The sequence below is a fragment of the Pseudomonas sp. UME65 genome (assembly GCF_014170225.1).
GTDB classification, from domain to species: domain Bacteria; phylum Pseudomonadota; class Gammaproteobacteria; order Pseudomonadales; family Pseudomonadaceae; genus Aquipseudomonas; species Aquipseudomonas protegens.
Genome location: NZ_LZZQ01000013.1, coordinates 609,744 through 623,804, shown reverse-complemented (window position 1 = coordinate 623,804; position 14,061 = coordinate 609,744). Strand labels below are relative to the sequence as shown.

The 14,061-nt window shown below is 63.2% G+C and carries 12 protein-coding genes; 2 read left to right on the top strand and 10 right to left on the bottom strand.

Going from position 1 to position 14,061, the window contains the following annotated elements; all coding sequences use genetic code 11:
• Nucleotides 1-328 precede the first annotated feature (328 nt).
• The 7 genes from A9971_RS17690 to A9971_RS17660 all read right to left on the bottom strand — a co-directional run bounded on the left by A9971_RS17690 (nt 329) and on the right by A9971_RS17660 (nt 10,088).
• Nucleotides 329-1,288: a response regulator gene (locus A9971_RS17690; protein ID WP_019093932.1), complete on the bottom strand. Its 960-nt coding sequence runs from the start codon at nt 1,286-1,288 to the stop codon at nt 329-331.
• A gap of 166 nt (nt 1,289-1,454) precedes the next feature.
• Nucleotides 1,455-2,216, bottom strand: a complete 762-nt coding sequence (gene phoU / locus A9971_RS17685) for a phosphate signaling complex protein PhoU (RefSeq protein ID WP_011064281.1) — start codon at nt 2,214-2,216, stop codon at nt 1,455-1,457.
• 121 nt (nt 2,217-2,337) lie between these two features.
• Nucleotides 2,338-3,171 (bottom strand): phosphate ABC transporter ATP-binding protein PstB, encoded by an 834-nt coding sequence (gene pstB, locus A9971_RS17680; protein ID WP_011064282.1) that lies wholly within the window; start codon nt 3,169-3,171, stop codon nt 2,338-2,340.
• A 185-nt stretch (nt 3,172-3,356) separates the two neighbouring features.
• Nucleotides 3,357-5,027, bottom strand: a complete 1,671-nt coding sequence (pstA, locus tag A9971_RS17675) for a phosphate ABC transporter permease PstA (protein WP_011064283.1) — start codon at nt 5,025-5,027, stop codon at nt 3,357-3,359.
• Between the two features lie 15 nt (nt 5,028-5,042).
• Complete coding sequence (locus A9971_RS17670; protein WP_169892551.1) at nt 5,043-7,076, bottom strand: ABC transporter permease subunit; 2,034 nt, start codon at nt 7,074-7,076, stop codon at nt 5,043-5,045.
• Between the two features lie 488 nt (nt 7,077-7,564).
• Nucleotides 7,565-8,548: a phosphate ABC transporter substrate-binding protein PstS gene (locus A9971_RS17665; RefSeq protein WP_011064285.1), complete on the bottom strand. Its 984-nt coding sequence runs from the start codon at nt 8,546-8,548 to the stop codon at nt 7,565-7,567.
• A gap of 241 nt (nt 8,549-8,789) precedes the next feature.
• Entirely contained in the window at nt 8,790-10,088 is a 1,299-nt protein-coding gene (locus A9971_RS17660; RefSeq protein ID WP_019094638.1) for an MFS transporter, read from the bottom strand.
• Nucleotides 10,089-10,482: 394 nt separating this feature from the next.
• Here A9971_RS17660 and A9971_RS17655 point away from each other — a divergent pair, with 394 nt between their 5' ends.
• Both A9971_RS17655 and A9971_RS17650 read left to right on the top strand, forming a co-directional pair.
• A complete protein-coding gene (locus A9971_RS17655; protein ID WP_003229628.1) occupies nt 10,483-10,887 on the top strand; it encodes an acyl-CoA thioesterase in 405 nt (134 codons plus the stop codon).
• A gap of 58 nt (nt 10,888-10,945) precedes the next feature.
• The gene (locus tag A9971_RS17650; protein ID WP_183001248.1) at nt 10,946-11,845 is read left to right on the top strand and encodes a D-hexose-6-phosphate mutarotase; all 900 of its coding nucleotides are present in this window, start codon (nt 10,946-10,948) and stop codon (nt 11,843-11,845) included.
• A 105-nt stretch (nt 11,846-11,950) separates the two neighbouring features.
• On the opposite strand, the gene A9971_RS17645 is transcribed toward A9971_RS17650, so the two are convergent.
• From A9971_RS17645 to A9971_RS17635, 3 genes are all read right to left on the bottom strand, one after another.
• Nucleotides 11,951-12,487: a DUF3299 domain-containing protein gene (locus A9971_RS17645; RefSeq protein WP_011064288.1), complete on the bottom strand. Its 537-nt coding sequence runs from the start codon at nt 12,485-12,487 to the stop codon at nt 11,951-11,953.
• A 137-nt stretch (nt 12,488-12,624) separates the two neighbouring features.
• A complete protein-coding gene (locus A9971_RS17640; RefSeq protein WP_011064289.1) occupies nt 12,625-12,870 on the bottom strand; it encodes a GlsB/YeaQ/YmgE family stress response membrane protein in 246 nt (81 codons plus the stop codon).
• A gap of 107 nt (nt 12,871-12,977) precedes the next feature.
• The gene (locus A9971_RS17635; RefSeq protein WP_011064290.1) at nt 12,978-14,060 is read right to left on the bottom strand and encodes a 5-(carboxyamino)imidazole ribonucleotide synthase; all 1,083 of its coding nucleotides are present in this window, start codon (nt 14,058-14,060) and stop codon (nt 12,978-12,980) included.
• Between the last annotated feature and the right edge of the window lies 1 nt (nt 14,061).

Sequence of the window (14,061 nt, the reverse complement as noted above, 5' to 3'; positions counted from 1 at the left end):
GCGAAGAGGCCTTCAAGCCTTGTGCTGCCCTTGCGGGCGCCTTCGCTGGCAAGCCAGCTCCTACACAGCAAGAGGGTGTTCTCGCGGCTTACGCACCTGCCGCCGCAGGAACCGGCTTGCCGGCGAAGAGGCCTTCAAGCCTTGTTCTGCCCTTGTGGGCGCCTTCGCTGGCAAGCCAGCTCCTACACAGCAAGAGGGTGTTCTCGCGGCTTACGCACCTGCCACCGTAGGAGCCGGCTTGCCGGCGAAGAGGCCTTCAAGCCTTGTGCTGCCCTTGCGGGCGCATTCGCTGGCAAGCCAGCTCCTACAGCGAGGCGGCCGGCAAGGATCAGGCGCCTGGAACGAAGTGCTTCTGGGCGGTGCCGCGGGCGATCAGGCGGGAGATGTAGTCGAGCTTCTGGGCATCCTGGTCCACGAAGCGGAAAGTCAGCTGCAGCCACTCGCTGTCCGGCTTGGGTTCAAAGGCCACCACCGCATGCAGGTAGCCATTGAGCCGCGCCACTTCGGCGTTGTCGCCCTGCTCCAGGTCCAGCACCGCGCTCTCCAGCACCTGGGGCAGGCTGTCGGTGCGCTTCACCACCAGCAAGGCTTCCTTGATGCTCAGGGCCTTGATCACACACTGCTGGTTGCCGCTGGACAGCCGCAGTTGGCCCTGGCCACGACCACCACCGGCCGCTGCCGCAGGCGCCGGGGCCTTGACCGGAGGGCTGTTGAGCAAACCGCGGGCCGGCGCTGCTGCCGCTGGAGCTGGAGCCGGGGCGGCAGCCGCCGGTTTGGCGAACGGATTGACCGGAGCGGAAGCCGCCCCCACCACCGCCGGCTTGCCGCCAGTCAGGGCGCTCAGGGAGTCGTTGCCAAAGGCCGAGTTCATCTTGGTCGGCGCGCTGTTCATCAAGGTGTCGAGCTTGCCGACCTTGTTCAGCGCCTGCTTGACCTTGGTCAGCAGCTGTTCGTTGGTAAAAGGCTTGCTCACATAACCGGAAACCCCGGCCTGGATCGCCTGCACCACGTTTTCCTTGTCGCCCCGGCTGGTGACCATGATGAACGGCATGGCCTTCAGCGCATCTTGCTCGCGGCACCAGGTCAGCAGCTCAAGGCCGGACATTTCCGGCATTTCCCAGTCGCAAAGGACCAGGTCGAAGGCTTCACGGGCGAGCATCGCCTGGGCCTTCTTGCCATTGATCGCGTCTTCGATCTTGATGCCAGGGAAGTAGTTGCGCAGGCACTTCTTCACCAGGTCACGAATGAACGAAGCGTCATCCACCACCAACACACTTACCTTACTCATCGACCACCCCTTTAAAAATCCCGGCAAGCATAACGCTGGCTGATGGCACTTTGCCAAAACTCTTCAGTCACGCCGGGACTTTTCGTTCGCGGGTGCTGCTTTTCAATTTCCAGGAGCACAAACAAAAACGCCCGGCCAAAAGGCCGGGCGCTCTTCTCGGGCACTCTTACTTATCGTCAGTTTCATCCGGAACATTAGCGGATTCGCCACTGGTACCTTCAACTTCCTGCTTCATGCGCTTGAGCCCAAGGTGACGAACATCGGTGCCGCGCACCAGATAAATCACCAGCTCGGAAATGTTGCGCGCGTGGTCGCCGATCCGCTCCAGCGAGCGCAGCACCCAGATAATGCTCAGAACCCGCGAGATAGAGCGTGGGTCTTCCATCATGTAGGTGGCCAGCTCACGCAGCGCGGTCTTGTATTCGCGGTCGATGATCTTGTCGTACTGGGCCACCGAAAGTGCCAGGTCGGCATCGAAGCGGGCAAAGGCGTCCAGGGCATCGCGCACCATGTTGCGCACCTGGTCGCCGATATGCCGCACTTCCACGTAGCCACGCGGGGCCTCGCCCTCTTCGCAGAGCTGGATGGCCCGGCGGGCGATCTTGGTGGCTTCGTCGCCGATGCGCTCCAGGTCGATCACCGACTTGGAGATGCTGATGATCAAACGCAGGTCCGAGGCCGCCGGTTGGCGACGGGCGAGAATGCGCAGGCATTCCTCGTCGATATTGCGTTCCATCTGGTTGATCTGGTCGTCGATCTCGCGCACCTGCTGGGCCAGGCCGGAGTCGGCCTCGATCAGCGCTGTGACCGCGTCATTGACTTGCTTCTCCACCAGCCCGCCCATGGCCAGGAGGTGGCTGCGTACTTCTTCCAGCTCGGCATTGAACTGCTGGGAGATGTGATGGGTTAAGCCTTCCTTCGAAATCATCGTGTTCGCTCCGCGAAAGTTGCAAGCTTCAAGCCGCAAGCTTCAAGCAGTTAAATAGTGATCCGGATGTCGCGCACCGCCTCTGTTGCGCCGCGTGAAACCTGCGGCTGGCAGCTGCTTTCTAGCCATAGCGCCCGGTAATGTAGTCTTCGGTCTGCTTCTTCGCCGGGTTGGTGAACAGCGTGTCGGTATCGCCGAACTCCACCAGTTTGCCCATGTACATGAAGGCGGTGTAGTCGGAAACCCGCGCCGCCTGCTGCATGTTGTGGGTCACGATGACGATGGTGAACTTGGACTTGAGCTCATAGATCAGCTCCTCGACCTTCAGGGTCGAGATCGGGTCCAGGGCCGAGCAGGGTTCGTCCAGCAGCAGCACTTCCGGCTCCACGGCGATGGTCCGGGCGATCACCAGACGCTGCTGCTGGCCGCCGGACAGGCCCAGGGCCGAATCATGCAGGCGGTCCTTGACCTCGTCCCACAGCGCCGCGCCCTTGAGGGCCCATTCCACGGCTTCGTCGAGCACGCGCTTCTTGTTGATGCCCTGGATGCGCAGGCCGTAGACCACGTTTTCATAGATGGTCTTGGGGAACGGGTTGGGCTTCTGGAACACCATGCCGACCCGGCGACGCAGCTCGGCCACGTCTTCGCCCTTGCGATAGATGTTGTTGCCGTAGAGGTTGATCGCACCCTCTACGCGGCAGCCGTCCACCAGGTCGTTCATGCGGTTGAAGGTCCGCAGCAGGGTCGACTTGCCGCAACCGGACGGGCCGATGAAGGCGGTCACGCGCTGCTTGGGGATGTTCATGCTGACGTCGAACAGCGCCTGTTTCTCGCCGTAGTACAGGCTCAGGCCGGGCACTTCGATGGCCACGGTTTCCTGTTCCAGGCTCAGGCTCTGCTTGTCGCGGCCCAGGGCGGACATGTTGATGCCATGAGTGTGTGCTTCGTGTTGCATGGGATGCTCCCTGTGCTACCAATTCGTTTGTCGTGAACCGCAGGCATCAGGCCAGCGGCGACATCATTCTGTTTGTAGGAGCCGGCTTGCCGGCGAAGAGGCCTGCAGGCCTTGTGTTGCCCTTGCGGACGCCTTCGCTGGCAAGCCAGCTCCTACGCAAGCCAGCGTCCACACAAGCCAGCCGATCAGCTGTCCAGTGCCTTGTATTTTTCACGCAGGTGGTTACGGATCCACACCGCCGACAGGTTCAGGGTGGCGATCACCAGCACCAGCAGCAGCGCGGTGGCGTACACCAGCGGCCGCGCCGCCTCGACGTTGGGGCTCTGGAAGCCGACGTCGTAGATGTGGAAGCCCAGGTGCATGATCTTCTGGTCCAGGTGCAGGTACGGGTAGTTGCCGTCCAGCGGCAGCGACGGCGCCAGCTTCACCACACCCACCAGCATCAGCGGCGCCACTTCACCGGCAGCGCGGGCGACCGCGAGGATCATCCCGGTCATCATCGCCGGGCTGGCCATGGGCAGAACGATCTTCCACAGGGTCTCGGCCTTGGTCGCACCCAGCGCCAGGGAACCTTCGCGCACGGTGCGGGGAATCCGCGCCAGGCCTTCTTCGGTGGCCACGATCACCACCGGCACCGCCAGCAGCGCCAGGGTCAGGGAAGCCCAGAGCAGGCCCGGGGTGCCGAAGGTCGGCGCCGGCAGCGCTTCGGGGAAGAACAGACGGTCCACGGAGCCGCCCAGCACGTAGACGAAGAAGCCCAGGCCGAACACACCGTAGACGATGGCCGGAACCCCCGCCAGGTTGTTCACCGCAATGCGGATCACCCGGGTCAGGGTGTTCTGCTTGGCATATTCACGCAGGTAGACCGCTGCCAGCACGCCGAACGGAGTGACGATCATGGCCATGATCAGGGTCATCATCACGGTGCCGAAAATGGCCGGGAAAATACCGCCCTCGGTGTTGGCTTCGCGCGGGTCATCGCTGAGGAACTCCCAGACCTTGCTGAAGTAGAAACCGATCTTGGTAAAAGTGCCCATGGCGTTCGGCTGGTAGGCGTGTACCACCTTGCCCAGGCCGATCTCCACTTCCTTGCCGTTGGCATCACGGGCGGTCAGGCTGTCGCGGTTGAACTGGGCGTGCAGGTCGCTCAGGCGCGCCTCGATGTCCTGGTAGCGGGCATTGAGTTCGGCGCGCTCGGCATCCATGTCGGCCTGGGCCGCGGCATCCAGCTTGCCGTCCAGCTCCAGCTTGCGGCCGTGCAGGCGGATGCGTTCCAGGCCGGCGTTGATGGCGCCGATGTCGGATTTCTCCAGGGTCTTGAGCTGGGCGGCCAGCTTGTTCACCCGGTCGATCCGCGCTTGCAGCTCGGGCCAGGCGGCTTCGCCTTCGGCGATCACCTTGCCGCTTTCCTTGACGTTGACCAGGTAGCCGTAGAAGTTGCCCCACTCACGGCGCTCGATGGCCATCAGCTCTTTGGGGTAGCTCTGGTTGGTCAGCCACTCGCCGACGATCCAGGTGAAGTCGTTGCCGTTCAGGTCACGGTTGCCGACCTTGATCAGCTCGCGGGTCATGAACTCCGGGCCCTGGTCGGGCACCGGCAGGCCGGCACTCTTCAGGCGCGCCCGGGGCACTTCTTCCTTCTGCACCACTTCACCGATGACCAGGTGGTTGGCCTGGCCCGGAACGTCGTAGTTGGCATGCACCAGGTCGGCTGGCCAGAAGTGGCCGAGGCCACGCACGGCGATCACCGCCAGCAGGCCGATGGTCATGATGACCGCGATGGACACCGCGCCACCGCTGATCCAGACGCCAGGGGCGCCGCTCTTGAACCAGTCTTTTAGGGAGTTCTGTTTCACAGACTTCTACCTTTCTTAAAGCGACGAGTATTTCTTGCGCAGACGCTGACGGATCAGCTCGGCGAGGGTGTTCATGACGAAGGTGAACAGCAGCAGCACCAGCGCCGAGAGGAACAGCACGCGGTAGTGGCTGCCGCCGACTTCCGATTCGGGCATTTCCACCGCGACGTTGGCGGCCAGGGTGCGCAGGCCTTCGAACAGGTTCATTTCCATGACCGGGGTGTTGCCGGTGGCCATCAGCACGATCATGGTCTCGCCCACGGCGCGGCCCATGCCGATCATCAGCGCCGAGAAGATCCCCGGGCTGGCGGTGAGGATCACCACCCGCGTCATGGTCTGCCACGGCGTGGCGCCCAGGGCCAGGGAGCCCAGGGTCAGGCCCCGCGGCACGCTGAACACGGCGTCTTCGGCGATCGAGTAGATATTCGGGATCACCGCAAAGCCCATGGCCAGGCCCACTACCAAGGCGTTGCGCTGGTCGTAGGTGATCCCCAGGTCGTGGGAGATCCACATGCGCATGTCACCACCGAAGAACCAGTTTTCCATGAACGGGCTCATGTACAGCGAGAGGAAGCCGACGAAGATGATCACCGGGATCAGGATCGCGCTCTCCCAGCCGTCCGGCACTTTCAGGCGCAGCGACTCGGGCAAACGACTCCAGGCGAAACCGGCCACCAGGATGCCGATCGGCAGCAGGAGCAGCAGGCTGAAGATGCCCGGCAAGTGGCCTTCGACATAGGGCGCGAGGAACAGGCCGGCGAAGAAACCGAGGATCACCGTCGGCATCGCCTCCATCAGCTCGATCACCGGCTTGACCTTGCGGCGCATGCCCGGGGCCATGAAGTAGGCGGTGTAGATCGCCGCCGCCACCGCCAATGGCGCCGCCAGCAGCATGGCGTAGAACGCCGCCTTCAGGGTACCGAAGGTCAGGGGCGAGAGGCTCAGTTTGGGTTCGAAATCGGTGTTGGCCGCGGTGGATTGCCAGACGTATTTAGGCTCGTCGTAGTTCTCGTACCAGACCTTGCTCCACAGCGCACTCCAGGACACTTCCGGGTGCGGGTTGTCGAGCACCAGGGGCTGCAGCTTGCCGCCGGCCTCGACGATCACCCGGTTGGCCCGTGGCGACAGGCCGAACAGGCCCTGGCCGTCTACCACCTGGTCCACCAGCAGGGTGCGGTGGGCGGTGCTGTGGAACACCCCGAGCTTGCCGGCGGCGTCCAGGGCAACGAAGCCCTTGCGACGCTCTTCGGCGGTGATTTCAACAATGGGCGCAGTGCCCATCTGGAAGGTGCGGATCTGCTTCAGGCGCAGCTCGCCGTCCGGGTCGCGGGCCATGAACCACTGGGCCAGGCCGCCCTTGGAGGTCCCGATGATCAGCGAGATGCCGCCCACCAGCTGGGTGCTGGCGGTGACTTCGGTATCGGCGTCTTCCAGCAGTTTGTAGCGACCGTTGAGGCTCTTGTCCCGCAGGCTGAAGACGTCGGCCTGGGCGCGCCCGTTGATCACGTACAGCCACTGCTGGCGCGGGTCGATGTACATGGCCTTGACCGGCTCGGTCATCTGCGGCAGCTCGATGCGGCTCTGCTCGCTGGTGACCTCGCCGGTCATCATGTTTTCTTCGCGGGTCAGCTTCAGCACTTGCAACTGCGAAGCGGTAGAACCGGCAACGATCAGCGACGAATCGGTGGCATTGAGGTTGACGTGCTCCAGCGCACCGCCCTGCTCGTTCAGGGTGATGGGGGTTTCGCCGTAGGGGTACTCGATGGCCGGCGAGATGGTCTTCTTGCCGTCCGGGTAGCTGACCTTGTAGGTATGACGGAACACCAGGGCCTGGCCGTTGGACAGGCCGACCACCACCAGCGGGTTGCCGGGCTGGTCCTTGCCGATGGAGGTGACGCTGGCGCCCGCCGGGATCGGCAGGTCGACCTTGCGCAGCTCGGCGCCACTATCGATGTCGAAGAACAGCGCCTGGCCCTTGTCGGAGACACGCATGCCAACCTGGTTCTGCTCTTCCAGGGAGAACATCAGCGGCTTGCCGGCGTCCTGCATCCAGGCGGGAGTCAGAGGGTCCTTGGCGGTCAGCTCGGCACCCTGGAACAGCGGCGCAACGACATAGGCGAGGAAGAAGAAGATCAGGGTGATAGCACCCAGTACCGCGAGGCCGCCGACAAGGACGTACCAACGGGTCAGGCGGTCTTTGAGCGCGCGGATGCGACGCTTGCGTTGCAGTTCAGGCGTATTGAAGTCAATGCGCTTGGGGGGAGAAGTCGTAGTCATGGTGGAGTTGGCCAGATCATTCATGCGCACACCCTAGCGATCCTGTATGACAGAAAGATGACAATGCAGTGACGCAACAAATCCGCCGCATGGCAGGGCCGGCAGCGGACAGAAAATGAGGTTGCAGGAGCCGGCAGGCCGACGAACCAGCCTTGAGCCTGGGTCGCCATTTCGGGCGCTTTGCCTGGCAAGCGGAACGCCGCCCGGCCAGCTCCTACGAAAACGAGAGGGTCCGGGGAGCCCGGACCTTCGGAGGCGGCTTATGCGCCTTCTTTCAGGCCCAGGTCAGCCAGTGCCTTGGCGGCCACCTTGGCTGGCAGTGGGATGTAGCCGTCTTTGACGACCACTTCCTGGCCTTGTTTGGACAGGACCAGTTTCACGAACTCGGCTTCCAGCGGGGCCAGAGGCTTGTTCGGGGCCTTGTTGACGTAGACGTAGAGGAAGCGCGACAGCGGGTACTTGCCGTTCAGGGCGTTTTCTTCGGTGTCTTCGATGAAGTCGGTGCTGCCTTTCTTGGCCAGGGCCACGGTCTTCACGCTGGCGGTCTTGTAGCCGATGCCCGAGTAGCCGATGCCGTTCAGCGAGGAGCTGATGGATTGCACCACCGACGCCGAACCAGGCTGTTCGTTGACGTTAGGCTTGTAGTCGCCTTTGCACAGGGCTTCTTCCTTGAAGTAGCCGTAGGTGCCGGATACCGAGTTGCGACCGAACAGCTGAACCGGCTTGTTGGCCAGGTCGCCCTTCACGCCCAGGTCGCCCCAGGTCTTCACTTCTTCCTTGGCGCCGCACAGACGAGTCGAGGAGAAGATCGCGTCGACCTGTTCCATGGTCAGGTGCTGGATCGGGTTGTCCTTGTGCACGAACACCGCCAGGGCGTCCACGGCCACCGGGATAGCGGTTGGCTTGTAGCCGTACTTCTGCTCGAAGGCCGCCAGTTCCGTGTCCTTCATCTTGCGGCTCATCGGGCCCAGGTTGGAGGTGCCTTCGGTCAGCGCGGGTGGCGCGGTGGCGGAGCCGGCGGCCTGAATCTGAATGTTGACGTTCGGGTATTCCTTTTTGTAGTTCTCGGCCCACAGGGTCATCAGGTTCGCCAAGGTATCGGAACCGACGCTGGACAGGTTGCCCGACACACCAGTGGTCTTGGTGTAGCTCGGGATAGCAGGGTCAACAGCGGCAACCGCGTGGGCAGTCGCAACGCCAGCGGCGACAAAGGTCATTGCCGCCATCAAACGCTTCAGTTTCATGCCTTACTCCTAGCAGATAGGGTGTGTTAAGTCGGGGCCAAGTATCTGTAGGCCGTGTGAACACTCTATGTCCGGAATATGACAATTAGATGAAAGGCCAGCATTCCTGAACGGAAGCTGGCCTTTCTTTGTTCGGCGATAAAAACCTCTGTAGCCGCTGCCGCAGGCTGCGATCGACCCGCAGGGTCGCGGCGCCCTTCAGCTCATCAGCAGGGCCTGCGCAGCGGCTACAGGGTGGTGGTCAGCGGCCCTTGGCCCACAGGTACAACCCCACCAGCAGGCCGATGCCGCAAATAATTGCAACATAATAGGCCGGGCCCATGGGGCTTTCCTTGAGCAGCCAGGTCACCACCATCGGCGTCAGGCCACCGAAGATCGCGTACGCCAGGTTGTAGGAAAACGACAGGCCGCTGAAGCGCACCACTGCCGGGAACGCCTTGACCATCACATAAGGCACCGCACCGATGGTGCCGACGAACAGGCCGGTCAGGGCATACAGCGGAAACAGCCACTGCGGGTTGTCCAGCAGGCCGTGATAAAAGGTCCAGGAAGTGACCAGCAACAAGGCGCTGCCGAACACGAACACCTTGCCCGCACCAAATCGGTCCGCCAGGGCACCCGAGGCCACGCAGCCCAGGCTCAGGAAGATAATGGCCAGGCTGTTGGCCTCCAGGGCGGTGATGGCCGGGAATTTATAGACGGTCTGCAGCACGGTGGGGGTCATCAGGATCACCACGATGATCCCGGCGGACAGCAGCCAGGTCAGCAGCATGGAAATCACGATCGCCCCGCGGTGATCACGCAGCACCGTGCGCAGCGGCAGTTCCTCGGCCAGGGCCTTGCGCAGTTGCAGTTCGGCGAACACCGGGGTTTCGTGGAGCAGGCGGCGCAGGTACACCGAGAACAGGCCGAACACCCCACCCAGCAGGAACGGGATCCGCCAGGCGTAATCCGCCACTTCCACCGGGGTATAGATGCTGTTGATCGCAGTGGCCACCAGCGACCCCAGGAGAATCCCGGCAGTCAGGCCCGAGGTGAGGGTGCCGCAGGCATAGCCGATATGCCGCTGGGGCACGTGTTCGGAAACGAACACCCAGGCCCCGGGCACTTCACCACCGATGGCCGCCCCCTGGATCACCCGCATCAGCAACAGCAGGATCGGCGCCCACATGCCGATCTGCGCGTAGGTCGGCAACAGGCCCATGATCAGGGTCGGCACCGCCATCATGAAGATGCTCAGGGTGAACATCTTCTTGCGCCCCAGCAGGTCGCCAAAGTGAGCCATGACGATCCCGCCCAGGGGCCGCGCCAGGTAACCGGCCGCGAAGATCCCGAAGGTCTGCATCAGGCGCAGCCACTCGGGCATGTCCGCCGGGAAGAACAGCTTGCCGACCACGGTGGCAAAGAACACGAAGATGATGAAGTCGTAGAACTCCAGCGCCCCGCCCAGGGCAGACAGGGACAATGTCTTGTAGTCACTACGGGTCAGCGGACGGGCGGGTTGCGCAGGCTGCGCGGCGCTCGAGGGCACAGTGGTCATGGCAAGGGCTTCTCTTATTAGTCGGTTCTGGAAGCCGCAACAGCGCTGGTTGGGGCCTGGCAGGTTCGGCACGATAGCAAATTGTTCGAATGCGTACACAGCGGCGCACAAATGACTCACAAATTTGCGAACTGGACGGGTCGTCGCGGAGTCTATCGACCGATATACTCGCAGACCTCGAAGCGCAAAGCCGCTTCTGGCAAGGGTTGCTGTGCGAAAACGCTGCTGCGCGCCCCTGGCCCTGGCCAGCGCCAGTCGATTTCGCAGAGTTTCCCTTTAGCACGCCTTAGAAAGAACGTGACGAACGTAGTATGTTCGGGCTGAATCGTTTTTCCTGAAGACGGCTATTCACCTGAAGTACCCATGAAGCGTCACGGGTCAGAGGCCCCCCGGCATGATAGAACTCGAACAAGAAGATCCAATCCCGCAAGGCGACCTGGCCTTGCAAATCACCGCACTGCCCCGTGAAACCAACGGCTTTGGCGATATTTTCGGCGGCTGGCTGGTCGCGCAGATGGACCTGGCGGGCACCGCCATGGCCAGCCGCGTGGCCGGTGGCCGGGTGGCCACGGTGGCCATCGACCGCATGGCGTTCCTGGTGCCGGTGGCGGTGGGCGCGCAGCTGTCCTTCTATACCCAGACCCTGGAGATCGGCCGCAGCTCGATCCAGATGATGGTGGAAGTGTGGAGCGACGACCCGCTGTCCAGCGAATGGCGCAAGGTCACCGAGGCGGTGTTCGTATTCGTCGCCATCGATGGCAGTGGCCGCACCCGCTCGGTTCCGCCGCGCGCGCGCTAAACCTGATGACCGTTCTGCGGTCCATAGCAGCCCACACCTTGCGAACGAGAACAGCAGCATGCCTACGCCCCAGGTCGAAACGGTAAAACTGGATGAACTGAACTGCTGGCGCATCCGCCACGGTGACGCCGAACTGCTGGTGGCCCAGCAGGGCGCGCACATCCTCAGTTATCAAGTGGCCGGGCAACAGCCGCTGATCTGGCTCAACGACGAGGCCGTGTTCAAGCGCGGCAAGAGCATCCGCGCCGGGGTGCCGGTGTGCTGGCCCTGGTTCGGCAACTTTGCCCGCAACCCGCAGGCGGTGCAGGCCATGCGCCAAGGCACTGACCCGGCGCCGGCCCACGGCCTGGTGCGGGCCACCGACTGGGAACTGCTGGGCATCGAAAGCCAGGGTGACAGCCTGCTGGTGGAGCTGCGCCTGCCCTGCCCCGCGGGTGGTTTTCCCGGCTGGCCCCATCAAGTGGAACCGCGCCTGAGCATCCGCCTCGACCAGCAACTGCACATCAGCCTCAGCAGCCACAACCTGGGCACTGAAAGCGTGAGCATCAGCCAGGCGCTGCACAGCTACTTCGCGGTCAGCGATGTGCGCCAGGTGCAGGTCGAAGGCGTGGACGGGCTGAGCTACATCGAAACCCTGGAAGACTGGAAGACCAAGGTCCAGAGCGGCAGCCTGCACTTTACCGGCGAGACCGACCGCATCTACCTGAACGCCCCGACGCAGCTGGAGATCGTCGATCCGGACTGGCAACGGCGGATCCGCCTGCGCAGCGAAGGCTCGCGCACCGCGGTGATCTGGAACCCCTGGATCGACCGCGCCGCCCAATTCAGCGACATGGCCGACGACGGCTGGCAGCGCATGCTGTGCATCGAGACCGCCAACGTGATGGACGACATCGTCACCCTGGCCCCGGGCGCCAACCACACCCTGAGCGTCAGCATCAGCGCCGACCCGCTCTGACCCCCACCTGCCCCGTAGGAGCTGGCTTGCCAGCGAAGAGGCCCTCAAGACCGCGTTCGCCGGCAAGCCGGCTCCTACCGTTCAGCGGCGTTCAAATGCGCCGCTTCAGAGATCCGATTCCTTGACCACCCGCACCTTCGCCGCATCCAGGGCGTAGGCGGCATCGGCCAGGTCGTTGCTGACTTTCTCGATCTTCAGGGTGCCGGTCACCCACAGCGGCGTGTAGATGTCGTCCAGCTTCAAGCCCTTGGGAAAACGCACCAGCACCAGCTGGTTGGGCGGCGGTGGCGGCACGTGGATGCAGGCGCCCGGGTACGGCACCAGGAAGAACAGCGTGCTGCGCCCCTTGGCATCGGCTTCCAGCGGCACCGGATAACCGCCGATGCGGATCTGCTTGTCATTCATGGCCGGCACGGTCTTGGTGGAATACATCACCGCCGGCAACCCCTTGCTCTGCTTCAGGCCGCCCTTTTCGGTGAAGGTGCCATTGGCTTCCGGGGAGTTGTGGTCGATTTCCGGCATCTGCTCCAGGGCCTTCTGGTCCGACTTGGGCATCAGCTCCAGCCAATCGGTTTCCGGCAGTTCGCCAGCCTGGGCCAGGCCGCAGCCCAGCAGAACAAAGGTCAATAGAAGACGGCGCATGTGAGGGTGGCTCGGTCAAAAGGGAAGGACGGGAAAACCCGGGCATTCTAGTGCCCAGACCGTCAGATGCGTTGAAGTTTCAGATGAAGAAAAAGGCTCCCCTCCGCGCGGACGGCAGAGGGGGCTTGTAGCGTGGTTCAGCTCTTCTTGACGAAGCCGTAGATCACCAGCAGGACGATCGCGCCCACCAGCGCACCGATGAAACCGGCGCCCTGGCCAGCCTGGTAGATACCCAGCGCCTGGCCGCCATAAGTGGCCGCCAGCGAACCGCCGATACCCAGCAGGATGGTCATGATCCAGCCCATGCTGTCGTCTCCCGGTTTGAGGAAGCGCGCCAGCAGACCAACGATCAAGCCGATGAAAATGGTTCCAATAATGCCCATGGCTGTTCCTCTGTAAGGGGGGATCAAGCCAAAGCCTAGCCAGCACTTTGGCATCCTGCTATCAGAGAACGGCGAGAAACGAAGGTTCCCGCCAGCCGGAGGATTTGTTACTCGGCGATCAGCGCTTGCACCTTGAGGATCTGCGCTTGCAGGGTCGCCTGATCGGCGCAGCGCAGGTTGGCGTGGCCGACCTTGCGACCGACCTTGAAGGCCTTGCCGTAGTGATGCAGGTGGCAGTCGTCGATAGCGATGACCTTGTCCACCGGCGGCACTTCGCCGATGAAGTTGATCATGGCGCTCTCACCGACCTTGGCCGTGGAGCCCAGGGGCAGGCCGGCCACCGCCCGCAGGTGGTTTTCGAACTGGCTGCACTCGGCGCCTTCGGTGGTCCAGTGCCCGGAGTTGTGCACCCGCGGAGCGATCTCGTTGGCCTTGAGGCCGCCGTCCACTTCGAAGAACTCGAAAGCCATTACGCCCACATAATCCAACTGCTTGAGTACGCGGCTGGAGTAGTCCTCGGCCAGGGCCTGCAACGGGTGATCGCTGCTGGCCACCGACAGGCGCAGGATGCCGCTGTCGTGGGTGTTGTGCACCAGCGGGTAGAAACGGGTTTCACCGTCACGGGCGCGCACGGCGATCAGCGAGACTTCACCGGTGAAGGGCACGAAGCCTTCCAGCAGGCAAGGCACGCTGCCCAGTTCGGCGAAGGTGCCTTCGACGTCGGCGGCGCTGCGCAGGACCTTCTGGCCCTTGCCGTCGTAACCCAGGGTGCGGGTCTTGAGCACGGCCGGCAGGCCGATGCGCGCCACGGCGGCGTCGAGATCCGCCTGGGACTGGATGTCGGCGAACTCCGGAGTAGGAATCCCCAGGTCCTTGAACATGCTCTTCTCGAACCAGCGATCGCGGGCGATGCGCAGTGCTTCGGCGCTCGGGTAGACCGGCACGAACTGCGAGAGGAAGGCCACGGTTTCCGCCGGCACGCTCTCGAATTCGAAGGTCACCAGGTCCACTTCATCGGCCAGCTGGCGCAGGTGGTCCTGGTCGCCGTAGTCGGCCCGCAGGTGTTCACCGAGGGCGGCGGCACAGGCGTCCGGCGCCGGGTCGAGGAAAGCGAAGTTCATTCCCAGCGGAGTCCCCGCCAGGGCCAACATGCGGCCCAGCTGGCCGCCACCGATTACACCGATCTTCATC